The organism is Marinomonas posidonica (genome assembly GCF_043643765.1).
Lineage (GTDB): Bacteria > Pseudomonadota > Gammaproteobacteria > Pseudomonadales > Marinomonadaceae > Marinomonas > Marinomonas posidonica_A.
The window spans coordinates 1-19889 of sequence record NZ_JBHZSP010000022.1; the positions used below are offsets into that span (position 1 = coordinate 1).

At 43.6% G+C, this 19889-nt stretch carries 18 protein-coding genes; 9 read left to right on the forward strand and 9 right to left on the reverse strand.

Translation table 11 applies throughout. The features are described from left to right. The first annotated feature begins 219 nt into the window (after positions 1-219). Positions 220-2424, forward strand: coding sequence for a bifunctional diguanylate cyclase/phosphodiesterase (locus ACHUFM_RS17655; protein ID WP_394183915.1), 2205 nt, complete (start codon positions 220-222; stop codon positions 2422-2424). A gap of 83 nt (positions 2425-2507) precedes the next feature. On the opposite strand, the gene ACHUFM_RS17660 is transcribed toward ACHUFM_RS17655, so the two are convergent. The 4 genes from ACHUFM_RS17660 to ectA form a co-directional block, all read right to left on the reverse strand. After that, positions 2508-3950 (reverse strand): aspartate kinase, encoded by a 1443-nt coding sequence (locus ACHUFM_RS17660; RefSeq protein ID WP_394183917.1) that lies wholly within the window; start codon positions 3948-3950, stop codon positions 2508-2510. A gap of 136 nt (positions 3951-4086) precedes the next feature. After that, the gene (locus ACHUFM_RS17665; protein WP_113873596.1) at positions 4087-4476 is read right to left on the reverse strand and encodes an ectoine synthase; all 390 of its coding nucleotides are present in this window, start codon (positions 4474-4476) and stop codon (positions 4087-4089) included. Positions 4477-4534: 58 nt separating this feature from the next. Beyond that, positions 4535-5848: a diaminobutyrate--2-oxoglutarate transaminase gene (gene ectB, locus ACHUFM_RS17670; RefSeq protein ID WP_394183919.1), complete on the reverse strand. Its 1314-nt coding sequence runs from the start codon at positions 5846-5848 to the stop codon at positions 4535-4537. A gap of 49 nt (positions 5849-5897) precedes the next feature. After that, positions 5898-6398, reverse strand: coding sequence for a diaminobutyrate acetyltransferase (ectA, locus tag ACHUFM_RS17675; protein WP_394183921.1), 501 nt, complete (start codon positions 6396-6398; stop codon positions 5898-5900). A gap of 424 nt (positions 6399-6822) precedes the next feature. Here ectA and ACHUFM_RS17680 point away from each other — a divergent pair, with 424 nt between their 5' ends. Next, positions 6823-8181: a sodium-dependent transporter gene (locus ACHUFM_RS17680; RefSeq protein WP_394183923.1), complete on the forward strand. Its 1359-nt coding sequence runs from the start codon at positions 6823-6825 to the stop codon at positions 8179-8181. Positions 8182-8253: 72 nt separating this feature from the next. Here ACHUFM_RS17680 and ACHUFM_RS17685 read toward each other — a convergent pair whose 3' ends face one another. Next, positions 8254-8493: a DUF2061 domain-containing protein gene (locus ACHUFM_RS17685; RefSeq protein ID WP_394183925.1), complete on the reverse strand. Its 240-nt coding sequence runs from the start codon at positions 8491-8493 to the stop codon at positions 8254-8256. Between the two features lie 106 nt (positions 8494-8599). Further along, positions 8600-9538 (reverse strand): MerR family transcriptional regulator, encoded by a 939-nt coding sequence (locus tag ACHUFM_RS17690; protein ID WP_394183927.1) that lies wholly within the window; start codon positions 9536-9538, stop codon positions 8600-8602. Positions 9539-9729: 191 nt separating this feature from the next. On the opposite strand from ACHUFM_RS17690, the gene ACHUFM_RS17695 reads away from it, so the two are divergent. From ACHUFM_RS17695 to ACHUFM_RS17710, 4 genes are all read left to right on the forward strand, one after another. Next, positions 9730-10761 (forward strand): NAD(P)/FAD-dependent oxidoreductase, encoded by a 1032-nt coding sequence (locus ACHUFM_RS17695; RefSeq protein ID WP_394183929.1) that lies wholly within the window; start codon positions 9730-9732, stop codon positions 10759-10761. Between the two features lie 11 nt (positions 10762-10772). Next, complete coding sequence (locus tag ACHUFM_RS17700) at positions 10773-11753, forward strand: YbgA family protein (RefSeq protein WP_394183931.1); 981 nt, start codon at positions 10773-10775, stop codon at positions 11751-11753. An 18-nt stretch (positions 11754-11771) separates the two neighbouring features. Beyond that, on the forward strand, positions 11772-13172 hold the full coding sequence (phrB, locus tag ACHUFM_RS17705) for a deoxyribodipyrimidine photo-lyase (protein WP_394183933.1): 1401 nt from the start codon (positions 11772-11774) through the stop codon (positions 13170-13172). A 154-nt stretch (positions 13173-13326) separates the two neighbouring features. Further along, a complete protein-coding gene (locus tag ACHUFM_RS17710; protein WP_113873587.1) occupies positions 13327-13809 on the forward strand; it encodes a MarR family winged helix-turn-helix transcriptional regulator in 483 nt (160 codons plus the stop codon). Between the two features lie 82 nt (positions 13810-13891). Here the strand turns inward: ACHUFM_RS17710 and dapB are convergent, their stop codons facing one another. From dapB to pomA, 3 genes are all read right to left on the reverse strand, one after another. Then, entirely contained in the window at positions 13892-14692 is an 801-nt protein-coding gene (dapB, locus tag ACHUFM_RS17715) for a 4-hydroxy-tetrahydrodipicolinate reductase (RefSeq protein ID WP_394183935.1), read from the reverse strand. 119 nt (positions 14693-14811) lie between these two features. Continuing rightward, positions 14812-15801, reverse strand: a complete 990-nt coding sequence (locus ACHUFM_RS17720) for a flagellar motor protein MotB (protein WP_394183937.1) — start codon at positions 15799-15801, stop codon at positions 14812-14814. A gap of 27 nt (positions 15802-15828) precedes the next feature. Continuing rightward, positions 15829-16584 (reverse strand): flagellar motor protein PomA, encoded by a 756-nt coding sequence (gene pomA, locus ACHUFM_RS17725; RefSeq protein ID WP_394183939.1) that lies wholly within the window; start codon positions 16582-16584, stop codon positions 15829-15831. Between the two features lie 172 nt (positions 16585-16756). On the opposite strand from pomA, the gene ACHUFM_RS17730 reads away from it, so the two are divergent. The 3 genes from ACHUFM_RS17730 to dxs are packed head-to-tail and all read left to right on the forward strand — an operon-like array spanning position 16757 to position 19808. After that, entirely contained in the window at positions 16757-16999 is a 243-nt protein-coding gene (locus tag ACHUFM_RS17730) for an exodeoxyribonuclease VII small subunit (RefSeq protein ID WP_394183940.1), read from the forward strand. Beyond that, the gene (locus ACHUFM_RS17735) at positions 16996-17877 is read left to right on the forward strand and encodes a polyprenyl synthetase family protein (RefSeq protein ID WP_394183942.1); all 882 of its coding nucleotides are present in this window, start codon (positions 16996-16998) and stop codon (positions 17875-17877) included. The genes ACHUFM_RS17730 and ACHUFM_RS17735 overlap by 4 nt, the downstream gene beginning before the upstream one ends. A 50-nt stretch (positions 17878-17927) precedes the next feature. Further along, on the forward strand, positions 17928-19808 hold the full coding sequence (gene dxs, locus ACHUFM_RS17740) for a 1-deoxy-D-xylulose-5-phosphate synthase (protein ID WP_394183960.1): 1881 nt from the start codon (positions 17928-17930) through the stop codon (positions 19806-19808). Positions 19809-19889 lie beyond the last annotated feature (81 nt).

Here is a 19889-nt window from a genome sequence, read left to right on the forward strand (position 1 = left end):
CCTGAGTCCGATAGCGTATCGAAATCAGGCCTTGAAAGCCGCTTAGAACAGAGTCCAACTTTATGGGGTCAGTTCACCATAGTATTGATATGTCTGGCTTTTTTATTTCATTTTCCAACTCCCCTGCTATAACATACATTTATTAACAAAAAGAAGCGGACTCACCCTACTAGAAATAATATGATTTTCTGGTAATCCTCAAGGAAATAGGACAATTTTTTGAAACAAGCTCGACTTAATCAGCCCCTAGCCTTAGGGATTGTATCCATTGCATTTTGCTTTATTGTTTTACTCGGCTGCCTTTGGACCCAGTCCGCCAATAATTCAATCGTTCATCAAAAGTCATCCATACTCAATGGCTTATCACGCTCACAGGCTTCCGCCTTGGAACGCCGTCTTGCTTCGGCTTTTACTTCCGCTAAAATCATGTCTTATGAAGTGGAGCTGCATAATGGTCATTCACCTTGGTTTGAAAGCTATGCTAACCGACTGATTGAATCCATTGGCGGTATTGAAAACATTCAATTGGCTCCGAATGGCATCATTGAAAAAATCTACCCGCTGGCAGGCAACGAAGAAGCAATCGGTTTAGACATTATCAATACCACTCGATACCATGAAGCGACTCAGCAAGCCATTATCACTAAAAAGATGATCGCCATTGGTCCTGTGCCACTGGTTCAAGGCGGTGTCGCCATTATCTCCCGTGCGCCAATTTACTTGAATCAGGGCCAGGATAATGAATCTTTTTGGGGATTCGCATCGACTCTAGTCTATTTAGACGATTTAATTGCCGCGACGCAATTAAAAGAATTAGAGCAAGATGGCTATCAATACGAATTATGGCGGCCACACAATGATAAAGAAGAGCGCGTTGTACTTTCCTCTTCTGCTGCTACGTTGGGTGATTTAAAATCATCGAGTAAACTGGTATTGCCTGTCGGAACTTGGACTCTGACCATCACCCAAAACATTGCTAATGAGCTAGAGTCCAACCGTTTCAAAGGTTACAGTGTTAGCTTTATTATTGGCCTGTTACTTTCAATTGCTTTGTATGCATTACTCATACAACCTTTGAAATTAGGCAAGCTAGTAAAAGAAAAAACAGCCGCTCTAGAAGATCTAGCGTATCGAGACCCGTTAACTAGCCTTCCTAACCGTCGCCATTTACACGATAACTTGCCCAATACTCTTTATAAGAATCAGTTACGCAGTCGTATTTCGGCTTTTATTTATTTCGACCTAGATAACTTTAAACGCATTAACGATACCGTTGGCCACGATATAGGAGATCAGGTGCTGGTGATCATTGCCGAGCGCCTAAATACACTTAAAGGCATGTCGGACCAAGTGGTACGTTTAGGTGGCGATGAATTTGGTATTCTATTAGGAGACATAAAAAGTACTGACGAAGCCAAAAACTTTGCAGCGAAAATTCTAAACAGCGTACAAAACCCGATCAAATTCAATCAACGAGAATTCACTCTCAGCACTAGCCTTGGCATAGCCATGATCCCAGAGCATGGCTATGACTTAGTCACCATAATGCAAAACGCAGATATGGCGCTTTATCATGCAAAACAATTGGGCAAAAACCAGTTTTCGCTGTACACAGAAAGCATGAAGGTCAATACTTACAATTCCATTAAAGCCGAAGACGATCTTTCTCAAGCTCTAAGGAATCAAGAATTCGCACTGTATTACCAACCTCAATTTGATTTACAAACCAATAACATCATTGGTGCCGAAGCATTGATACGTTGGAATCACCCTGATAAAGGCTTAATTTTCCCAAATGAATTCATTCCTGTGGCGGAAAAAACCGGACAAATCGTCGAACTCGGCTATTGGGTCATCGAGACTGGTATTGCTTATTTAGCCGAACGTAAAAAAGCAGGACTGTCAGACATATTATTGCACATCAATCTAGCCTCTCAACAATTAGCTGACCCTCGTTTTGTCAGTCATGTGGAAAAACTCTTAATTCAGTATCAAGTTCCCGCTCGACTGCTCGGTTTTGAAATTACTGAGACAGACATTCTTGAAGACATACAGTTAGCAAAAAAATTACTTCAAACGCTTAAAAAAATGGGGATTTGCATCGCCATTGATGATTTCGGCACAGGCTATTCCTCGCTTGCTCAACTGAAAAATTTGCCAGTGGATTTATTGAAAATTGATCGTCATTTTGTCCGAGACATTACCGAAGACGAAAATGACCGTAACATTGTCGAAGCGATTATCGCGATGGCACACAAGCTCAATATTCAAGTATTGGCCGAAGGCATTGAAACAAGACAGCAATGGCAAATGCTTGCTGACTTCCAATGTAATTTTGGTCAAGGTTTCTATGTAAGCCGAGCCGTTTCAGCAGAAACCTTTAATAAAGCATCAACTATTATTCATCATGGTGAAGAAACATAACATTCAAGCAATAAAAAACCCAAATGCTAAGCATTTGGGTTTTGAGCTTTTAAAATTGAGTTGTGCTTTAGAGCCTTAGCCTATTAAGAAGCTAAGCAAATTGCTCGTCCATGGTTATGCACTTCAACCAATTCTTTATGAAGACTACAAATCGCTTTTTCATAATCTTCTTCATCAATCACAAACTGCATATCAACCTGACGCATAGATTGGTGCATCGCCAACACATTCACCTCTTGCTCCGCGATGGCTTTTACCGCTTTCGCTAGCATACCCGTGGTTTTCATATCACTACCAATGGCTGATACGATGGCCACTTTACGCTGCGTAATTTCAGCATCAGCAAATCGCTCACTCAACACCTTCATGACTCGTTTTAGTGTTTTTAGATTAATCGCTAAATAATGCGTTATGGTATTGGCGTTGATGTCTTTAGCAATAATATGCGCATTGAATTGATTCAAGACTTTTAGGATATCGCCATCAAACTGATCAATATCGCCGGCCATATCTTGGTCAAATAACTCAACGGCAAATACGCCACGACAACCCGCGATGATTTCAACACAAGGTGCATCACTGACATAATCACCAGTAATCAAAGTACCAGTATGCTCTGGCTCAAAGGTGTTTTTCACACGTAATGAAATGCCACTTTGGCGCAAGCCTTTGGCTGCTTTCGGGTGAATCGCTTCCATCCCTAAGTTTGCCAATTGATCGGCCACATCGTAGTTTGTTCGGCCAATTGGCACTGCCTTGGCTTCACCAACCAAACGGGGATCGGCACTGCTCAAGTGGAATTCTTTATGAATCACCGCTTCATGCGCTTTGGTCAACACGGCAATACGACTGAACGTCATTTCACTGTAACCACGGTCAAAGGTCGACATTAAACCCGTTTCACTGTGTGCATAACCGGTTGTAATGGGCAGCTCTTTGCTTAAGTCTATGTCTTTAAAGGCATCTAAAATACGCTCATCTAAGGACATATGAACAGGACTGTTCCACCCCGTCAAATCAACAAATACCGCATTCACGCCATCTCGTTGTAACAAGTGAGCCGTGTTCCAAGCACTGTGTGCTTCACCGATACTGGCCAACATTTCACGTACAGTTGCCAAATGTTCACTGATTGAAAAATGACCATGCTGACAAAGGCGATGCAAGTCTTCCAAACACTCTTGTGCTTCTTGCAAACGACTACCGAGAAACGCATCAGCCTGATCTCGTAAATCCCCAGCATCAAACAATTCATGGTTAATTGCCATCATGGCTTGACGAACTTCTTGTAGAGCAGGAAACCAATGATTTTGTTTGCGCTCTTGCGCAAACAAGGCATACACACCGGCATCACCCGTTTTTTTATGCTCTAACAGCTTATCTGTCATGCCACCGTAAGCGGATACCACAAAAATACGATTGTAAAAATTACCCGCATGTGCCGGTTTAAAAATAATATTATCTCTAACCGAACAGTAGTCACTCATGGACGTACCGCCGATTTTCTCAACTGTATGTTGTCCCATTACAAATCCAATATTTTGTTGGGGCGAAAGCACCCAAAATGATCAAAGTGAAAAATTGTCGCTATATTGTCACAAGGCTGTAAAAATTTTAAGCACTTTTTGATATCAATTTTAGCTGCCGCCCTACTTTTTCCGCCTAATCCAACAGTTCGTAGGCACCTTCTGAGTTATGCACTTCGTTACCTGTGATAGGAGGATTGAAAACACAAGCCAGCTTCAACTCTTTAAAAGCACGCAACGTATGGGGATCATGCTTATCTAACACATACACAACGCCAGGTTTAATCGCGTGTTTTTGGCCTGTTTCTCGGCTCTCAACTTCGCCTTCACCAGAAATGCAGTACACAGATTCCAAATGGTTCTGATAATGCATATCGAAGTCTTTACCTTCATAGATAGTGGTAATGTGGAAAGAGAACCCCATGTTGTCTTCCTTCAGGATCAAGCGCGTACTTTCCCAGTTACCGTCAGGAGACACGACTCGACGCTCGGTTTTTTCACATTGTGCTAAATCACGTGCAAACATAAAATCCTCTTAAAATCTGTTATTAATCCAATATCAATGCAATAAGTCACATCACGACTTATACGGCAATGTCGTAATTCTCATCAAAGTAGCTTTTGGCTTCTGGCATATCATCTTCTTTCGCACAAATCTCGCGAATGGATTTTTCGAGGATATCAATGCCTTCTTTTAGATCTTGGTCACTGATGATTAACGGACATAAAAACTTAACCACCTGATCGTCTGCACCGGATGTCTCGATCATCAAACCATGCTGAAAACATTTCTTAGTGATTTTGCTGGCTAACTCGCCACTCACACAGTTAATACCACGCATCATGCCTCGACCATGTAAGGTGAAATTACCTTCTCCGAACTCACTCACGATGGCTTGTGTACGCTGATGAATGTATTCACCTTTACGTTTGATTTCTTTTTCAAACGCGTCATCTTTCCAATAGGTCTCAATGGCTTCTTTCGCTGTCACAAAAGCCAAATTATTTCCACGGAATGTTCCGTTATGCTCACCCGGCTTCCATTCATCCAATTCTGGACGCATCAATACCACAGCAAATGGCAAACCGTAACCGCTTAAGGATTTTGACATTGTGACAATGTCAGGCTTAATGCCGGCATCTTCAAAACTAAAGAAGGTACCAGTACGACCACAACCAGCTTGGATATCATCTATGATCAACAACACATCGTGTTTTTTACACACGGCTTCTAGATTTTGTAACCAAGTAAAGCTCGCCGCATTAATGCCACCTTCACCCTGAACCGTTTCAACAATAACAGCGGCCGGAATATCCACACCACTACTGGAATCAGAAAAGACTTTGTCTAGGTATTCCGTCGTTTCAATGCCTTCGCCTAAGTAACCATCAAAGGGAACCGTTGATACACCCGCGCCAAGGTTGGTTCCAGCGGCACCACGGTGGTGGGAATTCCCCGTAACGGAAAGCGCACCTAAACTACAACCATGAAAGCCATTGGTGAAACTCACAATGTTTTCGCGTCCCGTCACATTACGGGCTAGCTTAAGAGCGGCTTCCACAGCATTGGTCCCAGTCGGGCCTGTGAACTGCATGACATACTCTAAACCACGAGGCTCCAAAATATTCTCTTTGAAGCTTTGTAAGAACTCACCTTTCGCCTTAGTGTGCATATCAAGGCCATGCGTAATGCCATCTTCTAGGATGTACTCAACGAGTTTCTTCTTAAAAATCGGGTTATTATGGCCATAATTTAATGTGCCAGCGCCCGCCAAAAAGTCTAAATACTTATTGCCTTCCTGATCAAATAAGTGAGCCCCTAGCGCGCGATGAAAAACACGTGGAAATGAACGGGCATAGGATTGTACTTCGGATTCAATCTCATCAAAAATTTTCATAGTAAGCTTCCTTTTTCTTGCAATATAAATAATATGGTAGGTCGCTCAATCAGCGACGTATTGGACCAATCTCAACCAAAAACTCGGTGTCATGTTGACCGTTAAAATGCAACTCCTGATCAAACTGGATAGACTCTTCTAAATCGACTTCCAGTTCTTTAGATAAACTTCTAAAGAGTGCCCAAGATGCTTGATTCGACTTTGTAATGGTCGTATGAATAAATTTGACGTCTGAACAAGACTCTCGTGTGAGTAAGTTCACTATCATTTTTTTCGCCAAACCTTCCCCTCGAGCCGATTCACTGACAGCCACCTGCCAAATAAATAACGTACTCGGATCATTGGGTAAGACATACCCAGATACAAAGCCAACCAACTCCTGAGTATCGTTGCGCTTTGCCGCAACACAGGTATCAGCAAAATGCGATGTTTGTAAAAGGTTGCAATAAACTGAATTACCGTCCAAAGGCGGGCATTTTTTAACAAGATCGTATACGTTTGCACCATCTTCTGGCACAGGCTTTTTGAACACAAGTTTATTGACTGACATATCCCTTCTCCATTTAATTTGATCTCAAACCAATCACCAAGATCAATATCCAAAAATTTGACGTAAAAAATCTTAAAAACCTTAATTTTAGGTTTTTATTAGGTTTCAAGGCAATTTAATTTGATGTCTAAACATTATACATGGAATGATTTTATAGTCTATAGATAATTAGATGTCTAATTATTTATGCATTTTTATCGCTTAAAGATAAAACGAAATAGCGCACAATAAAGGGACAAAAAACAAACAAAGTGACAAGAAAAGCGCATTTTTTGTTGCAAATAGGCCCTAAAATTCGGAAAATCCGCCCCCTAATCGAAGATAAGCATAATTAATAAGATGCTCACTAAGTCAGAACACGCACTTACCTAGGCTCTTAACATCTTCGATCTCGTTTTACGGTTTCAACTAACTAGAGATAAATATGAATAATAAAACATCAATCCAAGGCTCTTGGGCTAGCCGATGGATTTTCATTCTAGCGGCAACAGGCTCAGCTGTAGGTCTGGGTAACATTTGGAAATTTCCTTACATCACAGGCGAAAACGGTGGCGGCGCTTTCGTACTGGTTTACCTAGCTTGTATCCTATTAGTAGGTATTCCAATTATGATGGCCGAAGTTTTCATTGGTCGTCGCGCTCGAAAAAACCCAATTAATGCACTGACAGACCTAGCAGACGAATCTGCTGGCTCTAAGTCTTGGAGCATCATTGGCTTAATGGGCATGTTGTCTGGCGTTTTGATCTTCTCTTTCTACTCTGTCGTGGGTGGCTGGGTACTGCATTACATCAAAATCATGCTAACAGGCGAAATGCTGGGCGTGACATCTGAACAAGCTGGTGCAGCGTTTGGTGGCTTACTTGAAGATCCGACAACCTTGTTGTTGTGGCACACTCTGTTCAGCATCATGACTGTGGTAGTGGTTGCTGCAGGTGTAAACAAAGGTATCGAAACCGTAACACGCATCATGATGCCTGCGCTGTTTGTTCTACTGCTTATCCTGCTTGGTTACGCAATGACAACTGGCAGCTTCGGTGACGGCTGGAACTTCATGTTCCACTTCGATTTCAGCGCTTTGACATGGAACTCTGCGTTGATCGCTTTGGGTCACTCATTCTTCACCCTATCTTTGGGCATGGGTACCATCATGGCCTATGGCTCTTACATGACGAAAAAAGCGTCTATTGGTAAAACGGTTTTGACCATTGGTGCTTTGGATACTTTGGTTGCATTGGTTGCAGGTCTTGCGATCTTCCCAATCATTTTTGCAAATAACATGGATCCAGGCGCGGGCCCAGGCTTGATGTTTATTTCCTTGCCTGTTGCTTTTGGTCAAATGCCATTTGGTCAGTTGTTCGGGACTTTGTTCTTTGTATTGGTTGGTGTGGCTGCTTGGACATCCGCTATCTCATTACTAGAGCCAACCGTGGCTTTCTTGGTAGAGAAATTCAAACTGAAGCGCCTAACCGCCACTATCGGACTAGGTATTGTCGTTTGGGGCTTGGGCATTGCTTGCCTAGGTTCATTCAACTTCCTATCTGATGTCACTTTCTTCGGCAAAAACACCTTTGACTTCCTAGATTACATCACAGCGAACATCATGCTACCTCTTGGTGGTATCTTGATTTCACTGTTTGCTGGTTGGGTAGTGAAAGACAAATTTGCGCAGGATGAATTGCAACTTTCTGATGGGATTTTCAAACTTTGGAACATCTCTATGAAGTTTACAGCACCCATTGCTGTTGCCATCGTTCTATACTTCTTGATCAACCCGCTTAGCTAAACAAGTCACTTGATCAAAAAATGCCGCTGGCCTGAAAAGACAGCGGCATTTTTTATGCTTAAAAGATAGCATCTAAATAGAACGTAGTGCATAACTTTCACCAGCGTTTCGAATCGATTCTTTCATCTCCATCGTGGCATTCGATTTGGATAACTTAATCCAAATTTTTTCATGAAAGTAAAAAGCAACGGTATTAATGGCAGGCTCGACAACCGCCACCAAGCCTCCCACCAAAAAGCTTCCCGTAATTAAATACGCCACAGCAAACGCAATGGAAAAGTGCATTACCGCAAAAGTGATTGTTTTAGTCATATTTTATCCCCCTCTTTATTTAATATTGATATTAGAGAAGAATTAAATATTGTTAAAATTTATAATATAGATAAGGTTGATAGTTTTTTTGATTTTTATCCAATCACTATCTACTTAGCTCTTCAATACAAGCCCTTATCCCCTCTATACTGTCAGACATCACACTCACTTGACCGACTTTGGTTTTTGACAAGTCATTCGCCGCCAACCAAAAACTGGCCCCGACAGCCACCGTTGTCGTCTGCCATTCGAGCATATTATCTAATACATCCTCTACTCGATTGGCCAATTCGTTTTCACAAAACGCCAGCACCGCATCCACTTTTAAGTGCTGAACTAATGCGCACCAATCTTCGTAATGTTGTGGCGTCATAATCAACTGACAGCGAACACCTTTGTCTAACAACATGGCGGCGGCGACATAAGCAGACAATAATCGCTGACAAGACAAGCCTGTAATCAACACTTCTTTATCAGCAGCTTTTTGTTGTACTTTCATACTGCTTATCCGATTACTCAAACACGCCAATAAGACGGATTCTGTAAAGGCTAACTCCGCTCCCTTAGGAATCATTTCCAAACTTGGCATTAGCCAGTCTCGCACCGCGATTTCAGCCGGATATTGAGAAAAAATTTGTTGATAAAGTTGCTCTATCTTACTTTCTTGATATTGATTTGCTGCCGCGACTAAATCCTCACGCCATTGCTGCCATTCGTTGTCTGACTGGACACCAACGGCCATACTCTCTTGCTCATTAGACTGATCAAGCAATGCCCGCACTTTGCTCACCGCAACGCCTTGCTGAATCCACTTCATAATGGCTTCAACTCGCACGACATCGGCCTGATCATAGAGTCGATGACCTTTCCCCGTGCGTTTTGGCTTCAATAAACCGTACCGTCTTTCCCAAGCTCGCAAGGTAACAGAGTTCACCCCGGTTTGTAGTGACAACTCTCGAATTGGGAATAAGTTAGTGGCAGACACCTCCGCCAACTCATTGTCTTGTTGATTTTTTTCAGAAAAGTCTTGTTTTGCGTCTTTCATAGCTGTTTCCAATCATTCATTACTGTCTTTATTCCAATTTCCTAGCACTTCCCTGAGGCAATCTAACCATACTGGTCTAAACTTAAAACACCCATAAAAACTATACAAATATTTTTTTTGTACAAGTTTATTGATTTTCTTGTACAAAGTTATATATTGTATAAGAAAGCAATTTGCAGAGGCAAAAAATCATGACGACTTCAACCGCAAAACAACAAGACATTCCGACGTTTGATGTGGCCATTATTGGCGCAGGTCTGGCTGGTAGCTTGTGTGCAAAACAGTTGTCTTCTGCAGGACTCTCCGTTTGTGTGATTGATAAAAGCCGTGGATCCGGTGGTCGTGCAGGCAGTAAACGAATTAGCGATACCAGCAGTTGTGAATTAGGCGCGCCATACATTTTTGCCAGTCACCCAGAAACAAAAGCCCTGTTTAAAAACTTAGTTAAAAATGGTGTTGCAGCACAGTGGAAACAAATAAGCAGCAAACAAATACCTGGCTTCGTGGGGACACCGAAAATGAGCAGCCTTACTCGCCACTGGCTGGATCAAGTCCCATTCATCACCTCAACCAAAGTACAGCAAATGGACCGTTTCCTCGAGGCTGACGGCCAATTGGTCTGGTTATTACGAAATGATCAATATCAAGCCTGCGCCAAAGCAACTAAGGTCATCATAGCCACGCCAGCTCATCAAGCGGCCATGCTATTAGCAACCCATTCTGATCTGGCAGTTCTATTGCTGAGAGCAAATCAAGCCTGCAAACAATATCAGTCCCAATGGGCGATGTGGTTAGAAACCCAACCAAGCGACTTAAACGCCATCATTGAGCTTAAAGATTCGCCGATCCAACGCATGATTAAAGACAACTACAAACCCGCTAGAGAAGGAGCAGAAGTCGACCGTTGGGTCATTCAGGCTTCCCCTGAGTGGACGGCTCAACACCTTGATCAAGATAAACAATGGGTAGCGCAAGCGCTTCAACAGGCGTTTGCTGAATACACCGAACAAAGGGTACGACAACATGGTGATCCTCATCGCTGGTTTTTTAGTCGTTACACTGAAAACCGTGGTAACAAAACTTACGCTTGGGCTCCCGAACATCAAGTGGGTCTAGCTGCAGATTGGTTGTGTCAAGGAGACGCAGAAGGTGCTCTTATCAGTGCATTGACGCTAACGGATTGGATCATAAATAACCCAGCAAGCCTACAAACAGAGCTTTAAGGAGATTCGATATGCCTCATTCAAAATACACTCCAGATCAATTAGAGCGCAAAATTCCAGTGGGTATTAGTGCTTGCCTACTTGGGGACAATGTTCGCTTCAATGGCGGCCATAGCCACTCAAATTACTGCAACAATGTGTTAAGTGATTACTTCGATTATCAAAAATTCTGTCCAGAAGTCGCGGCAGGCTTCGGAACACCAAGGCCCACCTTGCGCTTAGAAGGGGATCCAAACGATCCAATCATGACTTTTACCAAAAAAACTGGGGAGGATTTAACCGATCAATTCCGCTCAGGGAGTGCTGACTACCTTGATACCTTAGCACATCTAGATGGTTATATTGTGATGAAGAACTCACCTAGCTGCGGAATGGAACGAATTAAGGTGTATCAGGAAAACGGACATCCGCACATGAAACGTACCGCAGGCCTGTTCACCAAGGCATTAATGGAACGCTACCCATTACTACCAGTAGAAGAAGATGGTCGCTTAAATGATCCGAATCTAAGGGAAAACTTCTTGCTGCGAGTCTTCACGCACCACGATTTCCGTCATAGCGTTCCAAAAGAACCTAAAATGAAAGACTTAATAGAATTTCACAGTCGTTATAAATATCTCGTTATGGCGCATTCTCAGCCTATCTACCGTGAGCTCGGTAGACTGCTGTCAGGTAACGACCCAAGACCAATCCAAACGTTAAAAGAAGCGTATTTCAAAATACTTATGACTTGCCTATCCAAGCCTGCAAAGCGCAAGAATCATTGCAATGTCCTAATGCACTTGGTGGGATACTTGAAGAATGCGGTCGACGTTTCAATACGCAAAGACATTCTGGATGTCGTAGAACAATATCGACGAGGTGAGGTGAATTTAGTCACACCAATGACTTTACTGCATCACTACTTAAAACATCATGGTAGTGAATACATCAATCAGCAAAGCTACTTTGCACCTTATCCAAGTCCGCTTGGGATTCGTAACACCGTCTAAAAGAGAGCCACACAAAACATGAAAATTGAACACCTAGTATGGCTTCGAAATGATTTAAGATGGGAAGATAACCCTGCTCTTTACCATGCGTCTCAACAAGGTCCTATTGCTGTGTTATTAACAGTGACCGAGGCGCAATGGCAAGAACACAATGAATCCAATGCTAAAACAGGTCTAAGGTTTGGCTTAATGCAAACACTCTGCAAGTCTCTTGCAGAGCTTGGCATTCCCGTTCATTTTATCACAGAAGACAAGTTCTCTTCTTTACCAACTGCGATTCATAATTTCTGCGTCCAACACCAAATTCAACACCTCTGGTTCAATGAAGAACTGCCAATTAATGAACAAAAACGGGATCAAGCTGTGCACTCTCTCTTGACCCAAAATAACATCGCTTGCCACATCGAGGATTCGGATCTCATCGTGGCCAACCCCGTATTGAGCCAACAGCAAACCCCTTTTAAAGTTTTTACCCCTTACTTCAAACGTTGGCTAGCTCTGTTATCACAACAAGACCCAACACCATTGCCAGCGCCGTTAGCTCAGTCCACTCCATTGTCAGATGTTGCCTTACCAGCACATCTAAACGTCTCATATAGAGAGGATCTGTGGCCTGCCGACCAAACCATCGCTCGACAAAGGTTATGGCAATTCTGTCATCATAAAGAAAGGCATTATAACGAAGATCGAGATTATCCAGCCCAACCTGCAACCAGTACTTTATCGCCGTATTTGGCGCTTGGGGCTTTGGGACCAAGGCAATGCCTAGAAGCAATCCATTACACCTGCAGTCAGGAAGACAAATCATGGCAAGACAGCATCTGGTTAAAAGAACTCGCATGGCGTGATTTTTATCGTCAGTTGATGGTGCATTTTCCCGCATTATCAAAGGGGTTCCCTTTCAAAACTGAAACCAATGCTCTTATTTGGCGGCACAATCAAGCCGAAATCGATGCTTGGCAACAAGGCCAAACTGGTTTTCCCATTGTTGATGCCGCCATGCGACAACTCAATCAAACAGGCTGGATGCACAATCGTTTGCGAATGATTACGGCCAGCTTTTTCTGCAAACTGATGTTTGCTGACTGGCGCCATGGGGAAGCGTATTTTATGAACAAGTTGATCGATGGTGAATTTGCAGCCAATAATGGCGGCTGGCAATGGAGCGCTTCAACCGGTTGTGATGCTGCCCCTTACTTTAGAGTATTCAATCCCACAAGACAGTCCGAAACTTACGACAAGCATGGTGATTTCATCCGCCGCTTTGTGCCTGAATTAGCAAGGCTAGATAATAAGTCGATTCATAACCCAACCACTCAGCAAAGACAGGAATGTCAGTACCCAATGCCGGTCCTTGATTATAAACCAGCCAGATTGGCAGCCATTGCCGCATTTGATGCATTAAAAGGGCTTAAATAGCCCTTTTCATTCTCCCCTCATTGCCATTACAATTCTTTTCTTTCGCAATTCCAACTCAACTTCTATACTTTGAGCTGTAATAAATTTAAACTTGGCTTTCGCAGGGACTGCCAACCCTCTATAATCCGCTAATTTTTCTGGGCCCGAAATTGTTATGTCGACACCACAACACCTTCACGATGTTCTCGTTCACCTAAGACGCATTATCCGCGCGACGGATTTACAATCTAAGCGTGTCGTAAAAGCATGTGGACTAACGATCCCTCAAATTATGGTTTTACGCTCTATCGAAGAATTGGGCGACGTTACTGTTAGACGCATTTCAGACAGCGTCTCCCTTAGCCAAGCAACAGTAACAACCATTCTGAACCGCTTAGAAGACCGCAAATATGTGGAACGTGTTAGAGGCCAGAAAGACAAGCGCATAGTCAATGCACGCTTGACCGATTTAGGCATGCAAATCCTTGAAACAACGCCACCTTTATTACACGAAAAGTTCATCAATGAATTTGATGCTTTGGAAGGCTGGGAACAGACTCAAGTACTGTCTTCATTGCAACGTATTGCCATGATGATGGATGCAGAATCTCTTGATGCTGCGCCATTGCTAGTGATCAACTCTCCAGACGCTCAATAGTAAGCGGTCGAATTATTTCAAACAACAAAAAAGCCATCTTGCTCCCAAGATGGCTTTTTTCGGTCTAAAAGGCAGATGTGGATTACTTTAAATTCAACACATCTTGCATGTCATACATACCAGCGCTTTTACCTTCCAACCAACTTGCGGCTCGTACCGCCCCTTTTGCAAAGGTCATTCGACTACTGGCTTTGTGAACAATCTCAATACGCTCGCCTTCCGTCGCAAACCAAACACTGTGTTCACCGACCACATCGCCCGCACGAATGGTTTCAAAACCAATCTCTTTTTGTGTTCTTGGGCCAATCTGGCCTTCACGCCCATACACGGCACATTCTTTCAGGTCTCGACCCAACGCGTCCGCGACTACCTCGCCCATGCGCAAAGCCGTTCCAGAAGGAGAATCCACTTTGTGGCGATGATGTGCTTCGACGATCTCAACATCATAATCATCCCCTAAGATCTCAGCCGCTGTCGCAAGCAACTTCAAGGTTAGGTTCACCCCAACACTCATGTTCGGCGCGAAAACAACAGGGGATTGTTTCGCAAAACTTTCAAGTTGAGCTTTTTCATCGTCGTTTAAACCCGTTGTTCCGACGACGATGGCTTTCTCATGTTGCGCACAAAACGCTGCATTTTGAAGTGTTAAAGCAGGTGTCGTAAAATCGATCAAAACATCGAAGTCGTTGACACAATCTGCCAAACTGGCCACTGCGGCCACACCTAACTTACCAATACCGGCTATTTCACCAGCATCAGCACCTAATAAACTGCTACCAGGCTTTAGGATAGCAGCACCAAGAGACACGCCTTGCATGTCTGAAATGGCCATTACTAAGTTTTTACCCATGCGCCCAGAGGCGCCAATGACGGCTACTCGCATTTGTCTTCTTCCTCAAATTTCTTTGCGCAAACCATAGCAAAAAAACACAAAAATCTCAGCACTATCAAACGAATAAACAATAAAAAAGGGAGCTTAAGCCCCCTTTAGAAACACCCTTATTAAAATATTTCGTCCGGTGCCAAATCATCTAAAGTGGTTTGATCGAACTCAATGACCCCATCCGTTGGAATATCATCTATGGTGTCACGCATTTGAGGGCGAACATCATTTTGTTTGATGACAATTTCAACACGGCGGTTGGTTGCTCGATGGAAAGCAGAATCATTCGGTACCAAAGGACGCGTATCGGCAAAACCTGTAACAGAAAAGCGATTCTGGCTAAGCTGGCCAGTGGAAAAAAGTTCTTCAGCAACTGAAATCGCCCGCGCTGCCGACAACTGCCAATTAGAACGGAACTGACGACTTTGAATGGGTAAATTATCGGTGTGACCTTCCACGGAAATAGTACCTTGAATCCCCACCAATACATCACGAATCAAATCAATAACTGGAATGAAGTCATAATTAAGTTCAGCTGAACCGGACTCAAACGACCCCTGATCTTTGATACGTATAGTGATGGTTTCTTCTTTGGTTTCGATTTCAACGGTTCCCTTAGAAATCTCTTCTCTCAGCACGGAAGCAATCTGTTGTGCGTCGCCTTCCGTCTCTTGAATTTTCTTTTCTCGCTCGATATCTGCTTGAGACTTATCGACGAACGTGACTGGGGACGGTGAACCAGAGTCCTGACGCTCTTTCAATTCCGCCGTATCTGGCTTACAGAGCACTTCTAAGGTATTTTCTGGCGTGCTATCGACCTTTTGACGAACCTCATTAATTGGCGTTGGCTCAGGTTTCGCTGGACTAAACTCTTGTGCAATGACCGAGGTTCCCATCGGAATCGCATCGGCTTTAATTTCACGCTGAACACCGAATGCCACTTTTAATGAACCGGCAATTTGCTTGAATTTAATGACATCCATTTCAGCAAACGAAAGCAAGAGTACGAAGAAACACATCAACAAGGACATTAAGTCCGCAAAAGTCCCCATGTAGGCGGGCAGGCCTTCTTCGCATTCAGGGCAATCTTGTTCTTCTTGATCACTCATGTGGATAATCCGCTAACAACTTTAATTTTACTCGCGCTCTGCACGCTTACTTTCGGCAATGTAGGTTTTCAGTGCGCCATCCAGAATACGTGGATTTTGCCCTGATTGAATCGCCAACAGCGCATCCATAATCATTTTTTGACAAAGTAACTCTTCATCAGCACGAGTCATCAATTTAGCTTGAATCGGTAAGCACACCATGTTGGCTAACATAGCGCCATAAAGGGTGGTTAAGAGCGCAACAGCCATAGCTGGACCAATGGCTTTTGGGTCATCCATGTTGGCCAACATCTGAACCAGACCAACCAGAGTACCAATCATCCCCATAGCAGGACCAACATCACCAAACGCCTTAAACACTTTGGCTCCTTTGGTGTGGCGGTAATAGGACTGATTCATTTCTTTACTAAGCTGACTTTTGACCACATTACCATCATGACCATCCACCAGCATTTGAATGCCTTTAGACAAAAAGGGGTGGCTCACCTCTTTACCTTCTAAAGACAGCAGCCCTCCCTTTCGGGCTTCATCAGCCAAACCGTACACTTCATCGATCAAGGTATCTAACGGTACGCTTTTAAACATGAAGGCCTTAGCCGCGACCTTACCCGCACCAAGAAATTGTGCAAGTGGATATTGCATGAGCACCACAAAGGTTGAACCAACCAATACAATCAGGGTGGATGCTACATCGATAAACATTCCTGCTGAGCCACCAACAAAAATGGCAGCAATAACAACTACAAAAGAACCAACTAGTCCTATTAACGTTGCGATATCCACATACGTCTCCTAACAAAAAGCGTTTTTCTCACTGAAACATCTGGTGATTCTATACGAAAGACTGACCTATCATCGCAACTTCTTGCATGATTTTTGTAATTTTCATCAATTCTGACTCGAACAGTAAGCTTTTTTCTGTTAAAAAACGTAGGTTTTATTAAGAGTAACTAACATGTCACGTAAAAACAGTGTCCGTCACTTCGAAGAAAACCTCAACGAATTAGATACTTTAGTCGCCCAACTTGAGTCGAATCAACTTTCTCTTGAAGAAGCACTAAAAGCCTTCGAGAAAGGTGTTAAACTAAGTCAAGAATGTCAATCCGTTCTCACCCAAGCTGAACAAAAAGTTCAGATACTGCTTGAAAAGCAAGACGGTGAGCATTTAGAAACTTTTGACCCGGAATCTAATTCGTGACCCTAGACGATTTTTCACAGTTTGCCCGCCGTCGAGTTGATCATTACCTCACGCAAAAGTTAGACCAATATGAGCCGGCCAATCATCTTCAAGAGGCCATGGCATACAGCCTTTTCAATGGCGGTAAACGTGTCCGCCCTATGTTGACCTATGCAACCGCCAGTTTATTTAGCGACATTAGCGAACTCACCGACGCTTGCGCTGCTGCTATCGAGTCTATTCATGCCTACTCACTCATTCATGATGACCTACCAGCGATGGACGATGATGATTTACGTCGTGGTAAACCAACCTGCCACATTCAATACAATGAAGCCACAGCCATTCTGGCTGGCGACGCACTGCAAACATTTGCCTTCGAATTACTCAGTCAAACACAACATACCAACGCTAGCTTGCAACTTCAATTAATTCAAGAACTTATTCATGCATCTGGTCGTCACGGTATGGTGACGGGACAAATGATTGATTTAGCGAATGTCGGTCATGACATTGACCAACAGGCCCTCCAACAAATGCATCAACATAAAACTGGTGCGTTAATTCGGGCCAGTGTTCGAATGGGGGCCATTAGTGTGAGTATGCTCGACCATGATAAATTGGCACAACTCGATCGCTATGCCAGTGCCATTGGACTCGCCTTCCAAGTACAAGATGACATTATTGACATCACCAGTGATACCAACACGCTTGGCAAAAATCAGTTCTCTGACGAAGCAGCAAATAAACCGACTTACCCAAAGTTGCTTGGTCTCAAGGGTGCTCAAGAGTTCGCCAACACACTTCACCAACAGGCATTAGAAGCAATTAAGCCATTTGGTGACCCAGCACAACCATTAGTTGAGCTTGCTAACTATATTATTGGTCGCAACCACTGATATACTTATCCGCCTTTTTAGATTAACAATATGTGACCAAACCTGTGCCCATGTTTGAAGAGATACCTACAGCGCGACCTGATACGCCGTTACTTGACCAAGTCAATTCACCTGAAGACTTGCGCGCCTTTAACAAAGAGCAACTGCCTAGCCTTGTCCGCGAATTACGAGAATTTATGCTATACAGTGTCGGTCAAACGGGCGGACACTTTGGCGCAGGATTGGGGGTTGTGGAATTAACCGTTGCCCTTCACTACATATACAACACACCAGAAGATCGTATTGTCTGGGATGTGGGCCACCAAGCTTACCCACATAAAATCCTTACAGGACGACGAGAGGCTTTACTAAAGATCCGTCAAGAAGACGGCATTTCAGGCTTCCCGAAACGAGAAGAAAGCCCATTTGATACCTTTGGCGTAGGACACTCAAGCACCTCAATCGGTGCAGCTCTTGGTATGGCTCTGGCAGCACGACAGTTTAATACTGGCCGTAAGTCGGTTGCCGTAATCGGTGATGGCGCGATGTCAGCCGGCATGGCCTTTGAAGCTCTCAATCATGCCGGTCACGTCAAAGCCGATATGCTGGTGATTCTTAACGATAACGAAATGTCCATCTCCAAACCGGTTGGCGCCCTATCGAGTTACTTCGCCAGGATCTGGGCCAGTAAAACCTATGACAGCATTCGTAAAGGTGGACAAAAAGTCTTTTCTGGCCTTCCTTCGGCATTGGAATTGGCGCGTAAAGCTGAAGAACACATGAAAGGCATGGTTTCGCCAGGCATGATGTTTGAAGAATTAGGCTTTAACTACATTGGCCCCATAGATGGGCACGACATCGAGCATCTTCTCACGACCATTGCAAATCTCAAAGACCGTGAAGGACCACAGTTTCTTCATGTGATAACCAAAAAAGGTAAAGGATTTGAACCGGCAGAAGGCGACCCGATTGGCTATCACGCCATAAACAAAATTGAACCTGACCCGGTACCCGCTAAACCACAGAATAAGCAACCGAAATACTGTAATATTTTTGGACAATGGGTATGCGATGCCGCTGAACAAGACACCAAGTTAACGGCCATCACACCCGCTATGAAAGAAGGTTCTGATCTTATTGAATTTGCCGAACGCTTTCCAGATCGTTACTTTGATGTAGCCATTGCAGAACAACATGCGGTGACACTGGCAGCGGGAATGGCATGTGACGGTATAAAACCAGTGGTTGCTATTTACTCAACCTTCTTACAACGTGGCTATGATCAATTAATACACGACGTAGCATTGCAAAACCTTGATGTTTTATTTGCCATAGATCGCGCGGGCTTAGTGGGAGAAGATGGTCCAACCCACGCAGGTGTTTACGACTTAAGTTATTTACGCTGCATCCCGAATATGATCGTCATGGCACCGTCTGACGAAGACGAGTGCCGTAAGATGCTACAAACCGGTTATTTATATAAAGGGCCAGCGGCCGTCCGTTACCCCCGTGGTAATGGCCCTGGCATTGCCATCGAAAACACGCTTTCGAGCCTTGAAATAGGCAAATCTAGATGCTTACGAACAGGTCATTCAGGTATTGTGATTTGCAGCTTTGGACGCCCCACTTATGATGCTCTGCAGGCCGCCGAGAAACTGAATGCCACTTTATTAGATATGCGCTTTGTGAAACCCCTAGACAAACAAGTCTTGCTGGAAAATAAAGAGGCTAAACTGATTGTTACCGTGGAAGAAAACGCCATTATGGGCGGTGCAGGATCTGCAGTAAGTGAATTTCTTTTAGCGAATAACATTCTGGTACCCACATTGCATCTTGGTCTTCCAGACCAATATGAAGAACATGCCAGTCATAGCGCGATGCTAAAACGTGTAGGACTTGATTCCCAAGGCATTTTTAACAGCATCCAAGAAAAGCTGACGAAAATTTCATAACCTTTATTCTCTTAGGTTAGAAAGATCAATACAAATCAGCGTCATGCTAGCGTGCAGTGTAACCAATAAAAAAGCGATAAA

Coding starts and splice junctions, on each gene's coding strand:
- ACHUFM_RS17660 (WP_394183917.1), bottom strand. CDS start 3,950: ATGGGACAACATACAGTTGAGAAAATCGGCGGTACGTCCATGAGTGAC.
- ACHUFM_RS17665 (WP_113873596.1), bottom strand. CDS start 4,476: ATGTTTGCACGTGATTTAGCACAATGTGAAAAAACCGAGCGTCGAGTC.
- ectB (WP_394183919.1), bottom strand. CDS start 5,848: ATGAAAATTTTTGATGAGATTGAATCCGAAGTACAATCCTATGCCCGT.
- ectA (WP_394183921.1), bottom strand. CDS start 6,398: ATGTCAGTCAATAAACTTGTGTTCAAAAAGCCTGTGCCAGAAGATGGT.
- ACHUFM_RS17680 (WP_394183923.1), top strand. CDS start 6,823: ATGAATAATAAAACATCAATCCAAGGCTCTTGGGCTAGCCGATGGATT.
- ACHUFM_RS17685 (WP_394183925.1), bottom strand. CDS start 8,493: ATGACTAAAACAATCACTTTTGCGGTAATGCACTTTTCCATTGCGTTT.
- ACHUFM_RS17690 (WP_394183927.1), bottom strand. CDS start 9,538: ATGAAAGACGCAAAACAAGACTTTTCTGAAAAAAATCAACAAGACAAT.
- ACHUFM_RS17695 (WP_394183929.1), top strand. CDS start 9,730: ATGACGACTTCAACCGCAAAACAACAAGACATTCCGACGTTTGATGTG.
- ACHUFM_RS17700 (WP_394183931.1), top strand. CDS start 10,773: ATGCCTCATTCAAAATACACTCCAGATCAATTAGAGCGCAAAATTCCA.
- phrB (WP_394183933.1), top strand. CDS start 11,772: ATGAAAATTGAACACCTAGTATGGCTTCGAAATGATTTAAGATGGGAA.
- ACHUFM_RS17710 (WP_113873587.1), top strand. CDS start 13,327: ATGTCGACACCACAACACCTTCACGATGTTCTCGTTCACCTAAGACGC.
- dapB (WP_394183935.1), bottom strand. CDS start 14,692: ATGCGAGTAGCCGTCATTGGCGCCTCTGGGCGCATGGGTAAAAACTTA.
- ACHUFM_RS17720 (WP_394183937.1), bottom strand. CDS start 15,801: ATGAGTGATCAAGAAGAACAAGATTGCCCTGAATGCGAAGAAGGCCTG.
- ACHUFM_RS17730 (WP_394183940.1), top strand. CDS start 16,757: ATGTCACGTAAAAACAGTGTCCGTCACTTCGAAGAAAACCTCAACGAA.
- dxs (WP_394183960.1), top strand. CDS start 17,928: ATGTTTGAAGAGATACCTACAGCGCGACCTGATACGCCGTTACTTGAC.